The sequence below is a fragment of the Bordetella ansorpii genome, assembly GCF_900078315.1.
Taxonomy (GTDB): Bacteria; Pseudomonadota; Gammaproteobacteria; order Burkholderiales; family Burkholderiaceae_B; genus Bordetella; species Bordetella ansorpii.
This window is the reverse complement of record NZ_FKBS01000006.1, coordinates 21,292-35,607: the sequence shown is the minus strand read 5'-3', so window position 1 is coordinate 35,607 and position 14,316 is coordinate 21,292. Positions and strand designations below refer to the sequence as shown.

Annotated in this window: 13 protein-coding genes; 5 read left to right on the top strand and 8 right to left on the bottom strand. The window is 64.8% G+C overall.

Translation table 11 applies throughout. The features are described 5' to 3' along the window. Position 1: 1 nt before the first annotated feature. Together bcsP and bcsD are read right to left on the bottom strand one after the other, a co-directional pair. On the bottom strand, positions 2-835 hold the full coding sequence (gene bcsP / locus A7W11_RS01300) for a cellulose biosynthesis protein BcsP (protein ID WP_156522960.1): 834 nt from the start codon (positions 833-835) through the stop codon (positions 2-4). Positions 836-892: 57 nt separating this feature from the next. Then, entirely contained in the window at positions 893-1,348 is a 456-nt protein-coding gene (bcsD, locus tag A7W11_RS01295; protein WP_235816775.1) for a cellulose biosynthesis protein BcsD, read from the bottom strand. 9 nt (positions 1,349-1,357) lie between these two features. Here bcsD and A7W11_RS27195 point away from each other — a divergent pair, with 9 nt between their 5' ends. The 3 genes from A7W11_RS27195 (at position 1,358) to A7W11_RS01280 (ending at position 4,946) form a co-directional block, all read left to right on the top strand. Beyond that, entirely contained in the window at positions 1,358-1,753 is a 396-nt protein-coding gene (locus tag A7W11_RS27195; protein ID WP_156522959.1) for a hypothetical protein, read from the top strand. A gap of 316 nt (positions 1,754-2,069) precedes the next feature. Continuing rightward, on the top strand, positions 2,070-3,494 hold the full coding sequence (locus A7W11_RS01285) for a mannose-1-phosphate guanylyltransferase/mannose-6-phosphate isomerase (RefSeq protein ID WP_066406698.1): 1,425 nt from the start codon (positions 2,070-2,072) through the stop codon (positions 3,492-3,494). A 33-nt stretch (positions 3,495-3,527) separates the two neighbouring features. Then, positions 3,528-4,946 (top strand): undecaprenyl-phosphate glucose phosphotransferase, encoded by a 1,419-nt coding sequence (locus tag A7W11_RS01280; RefSeq protein WP_066406696.1) that lies wholly within the window; start codon positions 3,528-3,530, stop codon positions 4,944-4,946. Between the two features lie 32 nt (positions 4,947-4,978). On the opposite strand, the gene A7W11_RS01275 is transcribed toward A7W11_RS01280, so the two are convergent. Further along, a complete protein-coding gene (locus tag A7W11_RS01275) occupies positions 4,979-5,704 on the bottom strand; it encodes a WecB/TagA/CpsF family glycosyltransferase (RefSeq protein WP_066407339.1) in 726 nt (241 codons plus the stop codon). 360 nt (positions 5,705-6,064) lie between these two features. On the opposite strand from A7W11_RS01275, the gene A7W11_RS01270 reads away from it, so the two are divergent. Beyond that, positions 6,065-7,681, top strand: a complete 1,617-nt coding sequence (locus A7W11_RS01270) for an FAD-dependent oxidoreductase (RefSeq protein WP_235816774.1) — start codon at positions 6,065-6,067, stop codon at positions 7,679-7,681. Between the two features lie 18 nt (positions 7,682-7,699). Further along, positions 7,700-8,665, top strand: a complete 966-nt coding sequence (locus tag A7W11_RS01265) for an NAD-dependent epimerase/dehydratase family protein (RefSeq protein ID WP_066406694.1) — start codon at positions 7,700-7,702, stop codon at positions 8,663-8,665. 47 nt (positions 8,666-8,712) lie between these two features. On the opposite strand, the gene A7W11_RS01260 is transcribed toward A7W11_RS01265, so the two are convergent. From A7W11_RS01260 to A7W11_RS01240, 5 genes are read right to left on the bottom strand one after another with little or no spacing between them, the layout of a single operon-like run. Further along, positions 8,713-9,096 carry a hypothetical protein gene (locus A7W11_RS01260; protein WP_066406693.1) on the bottom strand — a complete coding sequence of 128 codons (384 nt, stop codon included), beginning with the start codon at positions 9,094-9,096 and terminating at the stop codon, positions 8,713-8,715. Beyond that, positions 9,093-10,463, bottom strand: a complete 1,371-nt coding sequence (locus A7W11_RS01255) for a lipopolysaccharide biosynthesis protein (RefSeq protein ID WP_066406692.1) — start codon at positions 10,461-10,463, stop codon at positions 9,093-9,095. The genes A7W11_RS01260 and A7W11_RS01255 overlap by 4 nt, the downstream gene beginning before the upstream one ends. After that, positions 10,460-12,181 (bottom strand): glycoside hydrolase family 44 protein, encoded by a 1,722-nt coding sequence (locus A7W11_RS01250; RefSeq protein WP_235816773.1) that lies wholly within the window; start codon positions 12,179-12,181, stop codon positions 10,460-10,462. The genes A7W11_RS01255 and A7W11_RS01250 overlap by 4 nt, the downstream gene beginning before the upstream one ends. Further along, a complete protein-coding gene (locus A7W11_RS01245; protein WP_066406687.1) occupies positions 12,117-13,391 on the bottom strand; it encodes a hypothetical protein in 1,275 nt (424 codons plus the stop codon). Before A7W11_RS01245 ends, A7W11_RS01250 begins: the two co-directional genes overlap by 65 nt. Positions 13,392-13,451: 60 nt before the next feature. Next, complete coding sequence (locus A7W11_RS01240; RefSeq protein ID WP_066406685.1) at positions 13,452-14,180, bottom strand: polysaccharide biosynthesis/export family protein; 729 nt, start codon at positions 14,178-14,180, stop codon at positions 13,452-13,454. Between the last annotated feature and the right edge of the window lie 136 nt (positions 14,181-14,316).

Here is a 14,316-nt window from a genome sequence, read left to right as displayed (position 1 = left end):
GTTACTTGTTGGTGGAGAAGGAACCGGACGCCAGGCGGGCGAACACGTTCTTGAGGGACTCGCCCGCGGCCCCGGGCGCGGACTCGGCGGATGACTGGACGACGGGTTCCGGTTGCGCGGCGACCGGAGCGGGCTCGGGAGTGAAGGTGAAGACGGCCGGTTGCGGCATGGGATCGGCCGACGGCGCTGCGACCGGCATCATGAACGCCGCCCCGAAGTCCGGCTGGGGCGCTGCGGGCGGCGACGCGGCAAAGACGTTGTCGGGCTCGGGCGGCGGCACCGGCGCATACATCGGAGCCGCCTGGACGGGCGTCTCGGCCGGCGCGGCGAAAGCGGGCGGCGCATCCCAGGACGCGGGGGCGGGCGCCATGGCCGGCGGGTTTTCCCACGACACCGGCTCGGCGACGGCTGGCTCGGCGTTCCACGACGAAGGCGCGGGGGCCGTGACCGGGGCACCGACCGGCTGCTGGGCGTCCCAGGGCGTGGGCGCAGGCGCCACGGCCGGCGCGACGACGACCGGCGGCACCTCCACGTAAACCGGCGGCGGCTCGACCTGCACGGAACCTGGCGCGATGGCCTGGGCAACCGGCGGGATGGACACGTCAGGCGACGCCGATGCCGGCGTGCTGGACGGCCAAGGCGAACCCGCGGCGGGCAGATCCGTGCGCGCCCCCACGGACGGCGGCAGCATGGCCAGCTCGGGCCGGATGGCCGACAACAATGGCCAACGGTCGCGTGAAGCCTGGGCCTGATTGGTCTGGCCTACTTCAAGGTATTGCTCGGGGTCTCCGCCGAACCGCCGGTAGAGACTCGAAATATCGGTAGCATCGCTCATGGTTCGACCTGTTCTGTGGGACTCCGCCTTCAGGCGGGGACTGGCATCAAGGGAGGCTTACTTGCCGAAACGGAACATGACGGTTCCCATGGGGTCGGGTTCGCCGACCTGCGACACGTGCAATTGCGCATCGGCCCCCAGCTCACGCATCCAGGACTCGTAGGCGCCTTCCAGGAAACCGATCGTCCATGCCTGGTGTCCTGCGCCGAACGCGGCCTGCAGGGGAGCGCAGTAATGCGCCAGCATCAAATGATCATTCGCCTCGGAAATGTCCACCCAGCCCCAATCCTGCCCTCGCCAGATGAGGTTCATGGCCTTCTGCAGGTCGCCCACCGTGCCCGATCCCCCCAGCGCATGCTGCTGAGCAAAGCGCTCGCCGGTGCGGCGCATCATGCTGCGCAGGTTCTTCGGCGTCAGATCATGGGTCAGCTCCTCGGCCAGGGCATTGAGGAAGTCGCGCCACTGATGAGAGCAAAGACGTTGGGTGAGATGGGTGTAAACGGCGCTTTCCACGACTGTCCTATGGATGAGCGGCATCAGAACGCGATGCCGGAACGCAACGGGCAGGCCCCCGCGGCGCGCGATGCAGGCGCATCGCAAAGGATTGAAATTATGCGCAAAAAAGAGACAGCCAAGTCGTTGGCTGCCCGCCGCGAGCGGGAATATGCAAGCGCCCAGGAGGGCGACGGCAGTCGGCCTGGGAGGCTCCGCCTCGCGGGGACGCGGACAGGAAGGATGGGATTCTTTCTGCTGGCGAACTTCGGCTTAACTGAAACCAACATGGCACTTCTGCCAATTGGCAAGGCGGAGCTGCGGGGTTCTGGCCGCGCATTCTTGAAGCATGACCTTGCGTCTCAGGTGTTCTGGAGCGCCAAGCGCGGGACTGACGAACGCCGCCCTGAACTGGACCGATTCTAATATGGAGATGTTTAAATCTGCATTCAATTGCTACCTCCAGCTGCAATTTTCGGGCCAACCTGACGTTTTTTGACGTTTTATGCCGACAAGGCAGCATACGTGAGGCGAGGTGTTGCTCGAATAGCGACACTCGCCGTCGCTCACGCGAATGAGGTAGCCAAGCGAGGCACTGCCGTTTTAAGATGCACCGTACGAATCCTTGTCCATTTGATACTCAAAGATTCGTAATTACGGTCAAGCTACCGAATTTTTACGATTTCGTTACTGTGGGCAGTGGCGAGTCTGGAATCCGGCCACAGGCAGAAGGAAGCTCGCGATGTCCACCGCACCCGTTGAATTGCAGCCCGTGCTACTGGCGGGCGGCTCGGGGACCCGGCTCTGGCCGCTATCGCGGGAAAGCTACCCCAAGCAGTTCCTCAACCTGCTCGACGATGCCTCCGCACTGCAGGCAACCTGGCAGCGCGTAAGTGAACTGGCCGACCACGAGCCGCTGTTGATCACGAACGAGGCGCATCGCTTCATTGTTGCCGAACAACTGCGTCAACTGGATCTGCAACACCCCGAGATCCTGCTCGAGCCCGTGGGCCGCAACACCGCGCCGGCCATCGCGTTGGCCGCGCTGCACGCGCTGGCCCGCGGGGGCGATACCCTGCTGCTGGTGCTCCCATCCGACCATGCGGTCATGCAACCGGCTGCGTTCCGGCAGGCGGTCGAAGCCGCCCGCGCGCCCGCGCTGGCGGGCAAGCTGGTCACCTTCGGCGTGGTGCCCGCATACGCCGAGACCGGCTACGGCTACATACGCGCCCGCGTCGGCGCCGATGCTCAGGCACCCGCAGACGTCGAGGCCTTCGTGGAAAAGCCCGATGCCGACACCGCGGCCCGGTATGTCGCGGAAGGAAACTATTACTGGAACAGCGGCATGTTCCTGTTCCTGGCGTCGCGTTACCTGCAAGCCCTGCAACAGTTTCGCCCGGACATCCTGCAGGCCTGCCAGGCCGCGATGGCCGGCAAGCGCGACGACGGCGACTTCATCCGCTTCGATGAATCGGCGTTCGCCGCGTGCCCATCGGATTCCATCGACTACGCCGTCATGGAACGCGACCCCGACGTGGCGATGGTGCCACTGGACGCGGGCTGGAGCGACATCGGCTCGTGGGCATCGCTGTGGCAGTTGGCGAAACAAGATCAGGACGGCAACGCCTTGCGCGGCGATGTGGTGGCCGACTCGTGCCACGACACCTATGCCTATTCCAGCAGCCGCCTGGTGGCGGTGCTGGGCATGAAGGACACCGTGGTCGTCGAGACGCCGGATGCCGTGCTGGTGGCCGCGCGCGACCAGGTCCAGCATGTGCGCAAGATCGTGACCAGGCTGCAAGCCGCCAAGCGCAGCGAGGCGGTGGAACACCGCCTGGTCTATCGTCCCTGGGGTTCTTACGACTCGGTCGACGAAGGCGCCCGCTTCAAGGTCAAGCGCATCACCGTGGCGCCGGGCTGCCGCCTGTCGCTGCAAATGCACCATCACCGTGCCGAGCACTGGATCGTCGTCACGGGCACCGCGCGGATCACGCGAGGCGAAGAAGTTTTCCTGCTCACCGAGAACCAATCCACGTATATTCCGCTGGGCGTGCGCCATCGCCTTGAAAATCCGGGATCGATTCCTCTGGAACTGATCGAGGTACAGTCCGGGCCGTATCTTGCCGAGGACGACATCGTGCGCTTCGAGGACTCCTACGGCCGTTGAGGCTTCTTACCGACTCATCGCCGTCCCAGAGACATGTTCCTGCAAGACAAACTCAGCCACCACCAGAATGCTTTCATGGCGCTCGTGGGCGTGGTCAGCGCGCTGCTCAATGCCATGCCGTTCCTGGCGCTGGCGCACTTGAGCGGGACCGACGATTCCGCCGCCGCGCAGAATGTCTCGGCGCTGATCGCCGTCAGCGCCTTCTTCACCTATGCCCGCTTCCGGTTGCTGGTCAGCGCCCGCACCGGGCTCTGGATGCTGGGCCAGGGCGTCAGACGCTGGTTCAATGTGCTGTTCGTCGCACTGGCCGGCCTGCTGTTCCTGTCGCACGGCAACATCGATTTTCAGCAGTGGCGCGCCGTCCTCGTCGAGTGGATCGGCGTCTCGCTGGTGCTGCAGGTGAGCGGATTGGCCGTGCTGCGCCGGATTGCCTACAACATCAACAATTCCCCATCGAACAAGCGCCGCGCCGTCTTCTTCAGCCTGGGGCCAAAGGCCAACGAACTGGCCATGCGGCTTCAGCGCTCGCCAATCCTGGGCATACACGTCGACGGCTATTACGCGCCACAGCCTCTGCCCGACCAGGAAGGCCCGGGCAATACGCCTCGCTACCTCGGTGACTTTGCCAGCGCAATCAGGCAGATCGACTCCGGCCAGATCGACATTGCCTTCATTCCCCTCGACAAGCATAGCTACGAGGACGAGGCATTGCAGTTGATGAACCGGCTGTACGACTCCACGACCACCATCTATCTCATTCCCGAGTCACCCATCCCGGGCGAATCGGTGATCGACAACGCCGTCATCGCCGGCGTGCCGCTGCTGGCCCTGCACGAAACACAGATGGTCGGCTTGTCGCGCTCGTTCAAGCGCGCGACGGATCTCGTGCTGGGCAGCATGGTGCTGGTTCTCGTCATGCCCGTCATGCTGCTGGTGGCCCTGGCCATCCGACTGGATTCGCCTGGCCCCATCATCTTCCGCCAGCACCGCTACGGCGAACGCGGCTCGTCCATTACCGTCTTCAAGTTCCGCTCGATGCGTGTGGGCAGCGATCGCCTGCAGGATGGCAAGTTGCGCCAGGCCAGCGCCAATGACGACCGCATCACCCGTGTGGGCCGCATCCTGCGCCGCACGTCGCTGGACGAACTGCCGCAGTTGTTCAATGTGCTGGGCGGCTCGATGAGCCTGGTGGGCCCACGCCCCCACGCCGCCGAACACAATGAAATGTACCGTCGCATGATCCACGGCTACATGCTGCGCCACAGCGTCAAGCCGGGCATCACGGGCTGGGCGCAGATCCACGGCCTGCGCGGCGAAACCGACACGCCGGACAAGATGCAGCGGCGCGTACAGTACGACCGCTACTACATCACCAACTGGTCGCTACGGCTGGACCTGAAGATCCTGGTCCGCACCACGGTGATGATCCTCTGGGATAGAAACGCCTACTGACGCGGCGGCTAGTGCGGCGGCCAGTGCGGCGGCTAGCGACGCAATGCGCGCCATTGCTTCCAGCACAGCATCGCGAACCAGGGGTCGTTGACCAGATAGCGGCGCCACAACCGCCTGGGGTTCGTCAGCAAGCGCCACACCCATTCCATACCGGTACGCTGGAAAACCGCGGGCGCGCGGCGCTGCAGCCCGATGGCGAACTCCATGGCGGCCCCCACGCACAGCACGATGCCGCCCGGCAGAGACGATGCATAGTGCAGCGCCCAGTTCTCCTGCTTGGGCAATCCCACGCAGGCGAACACGACGTCGGGGGCGGATTCCCGCACCCGCTGCGCAAAGGCCTCGCCTTCCGGTCCCAGCGGCTCGAACTGCATCGACGGACACACGATGTCCACGTGCAACGCGGGGAAGTATTCGGAGAATCGTGCGGTCAGATCCGCCTCGGACCCCGGCATGCCGCCCAGCAGCATGACGCGCCAGTTGCGCCGCTCGGCCTCTTTGCACAACGCCACGAACAGGTCGGCACCGGTCACGCGCTGCGGCAAGGGACGCCCGAACAGTCGGCTGGCCCACACCACCGGCATGCCATCGGCGAAGATGAAATCGGCCATCGCGTAGCGCGCGCGGAGCTCGGGCGCGGCATCCAGACGCACGATGTGGTCGACGTTGGGTGTGACCACCACGCGCGCACGGCCATCACGCCGCTCGGCCGCCTGGACCAACGCCTGCACGGCGGCATCGAACGTTACGGCCGACATGTCCAGATCGAACAAGCGGACCTTGGGCAGAGCAGGGAGTTCGGCGGGAGGTGCACCGGCGCTGTCCGGGCCGGAAGTGTGCGGCAAGGTTTGCAAAAAAGCCCCTTCAGAGGAAATGCCAAACGAATATTGCGCCACACCGGACCACGAGCAGTCAGGCGGCAATATTGTATTTATAAAATTTTGAACGTGACAAAATGAGCACGTTATTATCCGTGGCGATACCGATGTTGCGTGCGATGGGCAATCGGGAGTGCCGTGTTCCCAAAACGATAGAGAAGCCGGAAAAGCAGTCCGCCATGCGTTGCCTTTCCCCTTGACGCCATGATCGACGACGCGACAAACGTACCCGCAGGCGCTGTGCTGAAGACAGATGTGTGCATCGTTGGCGCGGGTCCAGCAGGCATTTCCCTGGCCCTGGCGCTCATGGACAGCGGCCTCGATGTGTTGCTGCTCGAAAGCGGGGCAGACCGGCCCGACGAGCGCACCGAGCGGTTGTACGAAGGCACGGTATCCGACGCGCGCATGCACAGCCCACCTGACCGTTACCGCGTGCGGCGCTTCGGCGGGTCCAGCACGTTGTGGGGGGGGCGCTGCATGCCGTTCGATCCCATCGACTTCGAGGAACGCGGCTACATCCCGCACAGCGGCTGGCCCATCGGCCCGCAGGACCTGCAGCCGTACTACCCGCGCGCAAACCGCCTGTGCGAAGCCGGCGAATTCGCCTACACGGCAGAAGCCGCATTCGAGCGGCCGATTCGTCCGATGATCGCAGGCCTGGACAGCGACACGTTCACGTCCAACACGCTGGAACGGTTCAGTTGCCCGACCGACTTCGGCCAGCGCTATCGGCACCGCCTGCAGGACGGTCCCGTGCGCGTACTGCAGAACGCCAACCTGTGCGGCCTGTCCCATCATCCCGATGGACGTATCGAGAGTGCGACCGTGCGCACGCTGCCCGGCAAGCAGTTCTCCGTGCAGGCGCGGGTCTTCGTCCTGGCAGCCGGCGGCCTGGAAAACGCGCGCCTGCTGCTGGCCAACCCTGGCCTCAGCGGCGCAGGCATCGGCAACGCGCACGACATCGTCGGCCGCTTCTACATGTGCCACATCGCCGGTACGATCGGCACCATGGACCTGTCCGGCGCGGCGTCGGTATGGCACGGCTACGAGGTCTCGGACGAAGGTATCTATTGCCGCCGCCGGCTCGCCCTGCGACCGCAAGCGCAACGCCACCTGCAGGCCGGCAATTTCATCGCCCGGCTGCATCATCCGCACATCCCCGACCCAGGCCATGGCGTGGGCGTCCTGTCGCTGCTGTACCTGGCCCGGCCTCTCATTCCCTACGAGTACGGCAAGCGCCTGTACGGCGACGACGAGATCCCGGCATCCCGCATGGCCCACCTGGCCAACGTGCTGCGAGACTCGCCCGCGACGGCCCGCTTCCTGTGGCATTGGTTGACCCAACGTACGCTGGCGACGCGCAAATTTCCGTCGATCATCGTGCATCCGCGCAATCGCCGCTACAGTCTGGACTTCCACGCCGAGCAAGTGCCCAACCCCGACAGCCGCGTCACCCTGGGCACGGGCGTCGACGCGCTGGGAATGCGGCGGCTGAACGTGGACTGGCGCTACACCGCGCGCGACGTCGACACGGTACGCATCGCGCTGGCGGCATTGGCCGACACGGTACACGCCGGCGGCCTGGGCCGCTTCGAATACGAACCCGACAACATCGAGGAAGAGATGACGCGCTACGGTGCATATGGCGGCCATCACATCGGCACCGCGCGCATGGGCGCCGATCCGCGCAGCAGCGTGGTGAACGCGGACTGTCGCGTGCACGAGGCGGCCAATCTGTATGTGACGGGCTCCGCCGTCTTCCCCACATCCAGTCAGGCAAACCCCACCCTGACCATCGTCGCGCTGTCATTGCGCCTGGCGGATCACTTGCAAAAACGCCTGTCCCTCGAAGGCTGATGCAGGTCTGGAAACGATATGCCGACGCTACATTCGACGAAACGGGTTTTGGTGCTGGGTGCGCAAGGCTACATTGGACGCACGGTGTCGCGCGCGCTGGCTGCACACGGCGCGTTTACCCCACGCATGGCGGGCCGCCGAGCCGATGCCGAGATCGTGCTCGATGCCACCGACACGAACGCGCTGGGGCGCGCCGTGGCGAGCGTGGACGCCGTGGTCAATTGCGTGGCAGGTTCCCCGGACACCATGGTGCGCAATGCACAGGCGTTGAAGCACGCCTTGCAGCAGCATCCGCGGCCGCTGGTGCACTTCAGCTCGATGGCCGCCTACGGCGCCGTGCGTGGCCGGATCGATGAACAACACCCATTGAAGGGAGACCTGGGTCCGTATTCAGCCGCCAAGGCGCAGGCCGAAAGCATTCTTGCGGAAGTTCCCGGCCGCGTGGTGCTGCGGCCCGGATGCGTCTATGGACTGGGCAGTCCGCAATGGAGCCAGCGCATCGCACGCCTGCTGCGCGCCCGCCGCATCGGCGATCTCGGCAGTGCTGGCGACGCCTGCAGCAACCTGGTCTACGTGGACGACGTGACGCAGGCTGTCATCACCTGCCTGCTGCGCCCCGAGGTCGCCAACGGCGCCTATAACCTGGCCATGCGCGATGCTCCCGACTGGAACACGTATTTCTTCACCTATGCGAAAGCGTTGGGCGCCGTGCCGATAACGCGCGTCGGCGCACGCAGGCTGGCGTTGGAAACGAAGCTGGTGGCGCCCGCGCTGAAGATCCTCGACATCGCGGCGCACAAGGCACGCCTGCACGGCCTGGCGCTGCCTCCGCCCATTCCCCCCTCCTTGGCCCGCCTGTGGCGGCAAGACATCCGCCTCGATAGCAGCGCGGCGGAGGCGCGGCTCGGATTGACCTGGACCCCCCTTGCCGAGGGTTTGCGGCGCAGCACGGACGTGAGCGCGACCGGGACACGGACGTCGTAGAACGCGCGCTCGGCATCCGTGGCCGGGCGCGGGGATTCGCTGCCGCGTCAGCGCGGTGTCGAGGAGTAATCCTCTGGCGAGAGCTCCACCTCGGGCGCGGGCGGGATGCGGCGCTTCTGTGCCTCGATGCAGCTCTGCATGGCCACGTAGTTCAGCGGATCCCGGCGACGAGTGAACTCATCGCAACCCGTCTGGATTTCCTCAGGCAGTTCAAGCCACTCCATGCGGATGCGATCCAGCGCGTGGCGCTGGCTGGCCAGGCATTGAGCCATCGCGATATCCGAGAACCCATCGGGCGTGTTGGCACGCAACCGGCAGAACAGGTTCGAATCGTAGCGCGGCGGGTCGATGTCGGCCCACGCGGGCAGGATTGCGCAGGCCTGCGCGATGCCCAGCAACAAGATTGCCAGCCCGGTTCGGTAAAGGCTCATTGAACTTCTCCATCCGTGCGACGCCGCAGATGGCTGGCCACGAGGTGTCGCAGCCGGCTCAGCGGCGACACCGCCAGCAGGCGATGCGCCAACCACGCCGCAGCAACGCCATTCACCACGGTAGCGAGCGCCGTCGCCAGGGCAGCGCCAGCACTGCCGGCCAGGGGCACGAGTGTCATCAGGCCGGCGAACAGCACGACCAATGTGCAGGCATTGATTCTGTACAACGCCCGCAGGTGCGAGGTCATGCCGAGCATTTCAGGCATCGCGGTAAAGCAGGCCGCCGCAAGCTGGCCCACCGCCAGGATGCGCAGTGTCGTGGCGCCTTCGCCGAATCCCGGCCCGAACAGACTCAGCAGATGTCCGGGGAAGAGCAGCATGACGGCGGTGGCCGGCAGCGCCAGGCACAGCACGATGCCGATGGCCTGAGCCGCCGCCTTTTCCATTCCGGGTATGTCGCCGCGCGCGTGCAGCGCCGCGAATCGCGGCACGGCCATGCCGGCCACGCCGCTGATCAGGATGTTGATCACCAGCGCCATGCGCCAGGTCAGGGCGAACAGGCCGGTCTCGTAGGCCGTCGCCACGATGCCCAGTGCAATGGCGGGCGCAGAGGTAATCAGCAGCTTGGTGACTTCCAGCGTGAACAGCGATAGGCCAGGACGCAACAGCCCCTGGACCCGCGGAGCCAGGGTGCCGGCGTGGGACACCCGGACCAGGCCACTGCGCAACAGAACGGCGCCGACCAGCGCGGTCAGGGCGAAGCTTGCCGCGATCAGGAACAGCGTGGAGGTCACGGTCAGCATGCCGGCCAGCATGAGCGGTATGGCGACGACGCAGAAGACGGCCGGCCAGAGCCAGGAATAGATCATCTGGCTGTATCCGATGCGCTGCAACCCGGCCAGCGCACCGGCCAGGCCCGCTCCGAGGTTCTGCGGAATGATGGTCAACGCACCCAACGCCAGCGGCACGGCCAGTTCCTCCTTGCGCAACACATGGTGCGCAAGGGGCCAGGCAAGCGCCGCCAGCAACAAGGCGACGGCCGAGGACGCCAGCAGGATCAGGCCCAGTGCGCGCCGGATCGCGGGGCGTACCGCCTCGGGCTGGTCCGAGGCCACCGAGACGGCCAGTTGCCGTGTCAGTGCCTGGTCTATCCCCAGCCTGCCAAAGCCCGCCAGGCCGACCATGATGCTGAACACGATATAGAACCGGCCTGTGTCCGCCACGCCCAGCGCCGCGGCGACCAGCAGGTGGAACCCATAGCGGCATGGCAGATCGAGCAGGCGCACGCCCAGGCTGACGGCGGCGCCGCGGACGACGGAACTGCCCTGGTCGGGTGTGGCGTGCGGGCTTGCTTGCCTGTCCGTCATTTGGACGAAACGCCGCGCAGGACGAAAAGGGTGACGCTCTGCGGCGGCAGGACAGCTTCGACCTGGCCACCGGAATACCTCGTGTCAGGCAGCCGGGACAGGGTATTTTTCGCCAGTTGCCAGCTTTCAGCCTGGCCGTCGGCAGCGAAGTTGCCGATTTTCAGCGTGGCCGCCGCCGGGCGCTCGAGCTGCTTGTTGATGACGACCACGGTCAGGGCGCCATCCCCATCGCGCAGGGCGGCGAAGGACGACACCTGGTCTGGATCCGGCGTTGCAGCCTCGACGCTGGTCGAACCGAAACCCGAACCCTGATCGTCGTAGTTGCGATAAAGCTTGAACGCCTTGTAGACGGGCGTCGCGGGATCAGGCGCTCCCCAGCGTGTTGCGATGTCCAGTCCTTCACGGCCGAAGATGCCCAGCAGGTCTGCCTGTGCCGTGGCGCCGTTCATGATGGCGTCACCACCCCAGTTGTATTCCGTCAGCGCGATCGGCGTGCCGGGATGGTAGTAGCTGTCCACCCATTGCCGCATGCGCGGAATCAGCGATACCACGCTGTTGATCCAGCTCGGATCCTTGTAGTTCGGATCCCAGAGATTGCGCGTGGAACGGTTGCGTGCCAACGCGATCTCGGGCGTATCCGGCGCCCCCGCTTCACTGTACTCGCCACTTTGCGGGTAGAAGTGCAGGCTGAACACGTCGACGGGCCGTCCGGCCGCCTTCCATTGCGACAGCAGCCAGGGCACATAATCCATACCACCGGTTTCATCCTTCTTGTCGGGCGCATCATCCAGGCCGTTCTTGGCCGAATACTGCTGGTCGAACCCACTGTAGTGGTAGCCGAACCATCCCCACTCCTCGGGCGCCACCACCAGTCCGCCCGGATCGGCGCTCTTCACCGCGCGCGAATAGGCAAGCACTTTCTCCGCGATTTCGGAAGCGTGGGCGCCGACAGGATGGATGTCGCGATGGATGAGATGCCACAGGCTGGGCTCGTTATCCATCACGTAATAGCGTGGCGTTCCGGGGCTCGACGGACCGAAACGCTGGACCAGTTGCTCGACACGCGCCTGCTCGTTCTGTGGATCGTTCGGCACCGTGGCGTCGTTCGGATCGTTGTCGACGATAAGTGATCCATCGGGCAAGACCCCGTTGCCAGCGTCACGCAGGCCATCGACGTCGTAGGCCAGTTGCCGCCCATACTTCGCGACCGAGAAGCTGGCCAGCGTCTGGCGGTCCTTGCCCAAGGTCGCCACCCGGCCGATCATCGAGATGGTCAGCATCGGGATGGCGTCTGCATCCAGGGTAAGCGCCACGAAACGCTCGCCGAACTGATCGTTGATCGCAGCGGGGTCCGCCCCCAGGCTTTCGAAGAACCAGTCCCTTCCCGCATTCCGGGCATCGAGACGCCAGTTGTAGGCCGAAGCGCTGTTGCCTCCCGAACGGTTGATGGGAATGCGCAGGTCGCGCAGCATCTGCGTCGTCGCGAAGTTCATGCCGTAGATCAGCGGGCTGATGGGGCGCCGGTTGGCCGACGCGTCGATCGACACGGCCGCGGGCAGCGGCGAACTGTCCGGCACCGCGCCGCGAACGACGATGATGCCCACCAGCAGGAGCACCGCTGCCAGTGAAGACCAGAGGCTGAAACGTCTGAGGCTAGGCATGCGCGGGCGATGAAACTGAGTTGGGGGAATTCTCCAGACCGCTGGCGCGCCATACATAGACGAAGATGGCGAGAATGATCGCGCTTTCGCCAGGCGTCAGTGTCAGCGGATAGAGAAAGGAAATCAGCAGGACGTAGATCAGGTAGTCGGACAGGGCGCCGAGCAGATCGTCTTCGATGTGGCGGCGCAACTGTTTGTAGAAGCGCAGGCCGCGCAACTCGATGAGCACGAACAGCATCGCCCCGAACAAGCCGTATTCGAAGATGATGCCCAGCCACGTGATGTCCGCCAGGAAGAAGAAATGGTGGAAATAGGACATCAGGCTTTGGCTGCTGGTCGGACTGATCGTACCGACGCCGAACAGCCATCCCAGCGGGTTGTCGCCCAGGAAGCGGATGGCCAGTTCGATGGTGGTCCTGCGTACGTCGAAACCGCTTTTTGCACTGGTGTCGAAGACCGTGGCCAGGTAATCGACGGAGAACATGGAGGCCAGCAGGAATGGAACGGCGAACGCCAACCCCAGCCTGGCTCGGGGCGAGGCCCACAACAGGGTATTGATGGCCAGCACGCCAGCGATACCCAGGATCATGGCACGCGTCTTGATGATCAGCAGCGTGACGGCAAACAGGACGATGACCCAAAGCAGGTAGCGTGCGCTGCGCTCGAAGAACGCCCTGCGGTAGCAGAAGAACAGGAGGATGATGGGGAAGTACATCGACATGCGGATGCGGTGGCCACGGTTGTCCTCGCTGAACAACGGCGCCGTGCCCACGACATAAGACCCCTTGTACCAACTGCTGGGCACCACGATCCAGAGCACGATCAAGACGACGACCACGGTGACGCCCAGCGCGACGAAGCTGCGCTCCAGCTCGTAGAGGGTCGGCCGCAGCATCTGCAGCAGGGCCAGGAAGGAAAAGAAGTAAAGAAAGGGCAGCAGCTTCACCTGGGCAGTGAGGCTGGTGAAGAAGCTCTCGTTGAAATAGACCATCGAGGACAGGCTGGGCACCAGCAGCAGCCAGGCGAAGCTGAGCACCAACTGCCGGGTCATGGGAAAGCGCGCCTGCTCCATCAGCCGCAGCGCCAGCGGCAATGACAGCAAGGGAAAGGCCTTGGACAGGGCCCAGAGTGGCCGGATGTCCGTCATGTAGTGGAACGTCTGCCCGAACAGGGGCAGCAGGATGACCAGCCACCAGCGCACGCGCGACCGGACGGGTTCGGTCGAGAAAATCGCGGGTAGCCGACCGTCGGACTTGGCCTCTTCCATTGCGTGCCGCCCGCTACGCCGGGTTCGCGACGGCAGCCCTGGAATATCCCGGGAAGGCCATCAGTCGTTGCCGTTGATCGTGTAGGTCACGCCCTTGTTGAAGGGCAGAACCTGATTGAGATGCTGGTCCACCCACTGATTGACTTCGGCGATGGACGACTTCGGCACGAAGATCGTATCGGACGCCTGCAAGACCACCGCCTGCGCGGGGTCTCCCCGACGCGTCAGCGCTTTGGTGTCGACAGTACGCAACATCGGCCGGCCGTCCGGCGAACGGCGGATCAACACGACTTCGTCGGTGCGCGCGGTATCGCGCATCCCCTGGGCGGCGGCGATCGCCTGCAGGACGGTCATGTTGGGACGCAGGATGATTTCACCCGGCTTGCCGACCTGGCCATCCACGTAGACAAAGCCGCCGTACTGCACGACGCTGACCGAGGCACGCGCATCGGCAACCACGCCATTGGCCAGCAGGGCCTTGTTCACGGTGCTGGAGAACTGGGCGGCGGATTGCCCGGCGGCGGGCAGCGCGCCCGCCAGGGGCATGGTGAACGTTCCGTCGGGCGCGACCAGGGCTTTCTGGTTGAGCTCGGCATTGAACGGCAGCGTGACAGCGATCTCGTCACCCGGCTGAAGCACGTAGGCGGCGGGGGCGGCATCGACCCAAGTGGCGAAACGCTCGGGCTGGCGGTATTCGGAGTGAACCCAGGTAGGCGTACACGCGGTCAAGTTGACCAGTGCCAGCGCGAAGACCAGGCGCAACATCAGTGTGGCGCGTAACGACAACATGCGCGGCCAACCTCTTGGGAAGAAAAGCGAAGCGTGCCGGGCGGCAACACACCCGTACGCGCCCAATTATATACTTGCAAACAGTAATTCAACGTATAAAATCAACAATCTGCCGCCCATCAGGTTGGGCGGCCAG

What these genes read in the sequence shown, in the direction of transcription:
- bcsP (WP_156522960.1), bottom strand. Translation starts at nt 835, where the DNA reads ATGAGCGATGCTACCGATATTTCGAGTCTCTACCGGCGGTTCGGCGGA.
- A7W11_RS27195 (WP_156522959.1), top strand. Translation starts at nt 1,358, where the DNA reads ATGGATGAGCGGCATCAGAACGCGATGCCGGAACGCAACGGGCAGGCC.
- A7W11_RS01285 (WP_066406698.1), top strand. Translation starts at nt 2,070, where the DNA reads ATGTCCACCGCACCCGTTGAATTGCAGCCCGTGCTACTGGCGGGCGGC.
- A7W11_RS01280 (WP_066406696.1), top strand. Translation starts at nt 3,528, where the DNA reads ATGTTCCTGCAAGACAAACTCAGCCACCACCAGAATGCTTTCATGGCG.
- A7W11_RS01275 (WP_066407339.1), bottom strand. Translation starts at nt 5,704, where the DNA reads ATGTCGGCCGTAACGTTCGATGCCGCCGTGCAGGCGTTGGTCCAGGCG.
- A7W11_RS01265 (WP_066406694.1), top strand. Translation starts at nt 7,700, where the DNA reads ATGCCGACGCTACATTCGACGAAACGGGTTTTGGTGCTGGGTGCGCAA.
- A7W11_RS01260 (WP_066406693.1), bottom strand. Translation starts at nt 9,096, where the DNA reads ATGAGCCTTTACCGAACCGGGCTGGCAATCTTGTTGCTGGGCATCGCG.
- A7W11_RS01255 (WP_066406692.1), bottom strand. Translation starts at nt 10,463, where the DNA reads ATGACGGACAGGCAAGCAAGCCCGCACGCCACACCCGACCAGGGCAGT.
- A7W11_RS01250 (WP_235816773.1), bottom strand. Translation starts at nt 12,181, where the DNA reads ATGTATGGCGCGCCAGCGGTCTGGAGAATTCCCCCAACTCAGTTTCAT.
- A7W11_RS01245 (WP_066406687.1), bottom strand. Translation starts at nt 13,391, where the DNA reads ATGGAAGAGGCCAAGTCCGACGGTCGGCTACCCGCGATTTTCTCGACC.
- A7W11_RS01240 (WP_066406685.1), bottom strand. Translation starts at nt 14,180, where the DNA reads ATGTTGTCGTTACGCGCCACACTGATGTTGCGCCTGGTCTTCGCGCTG.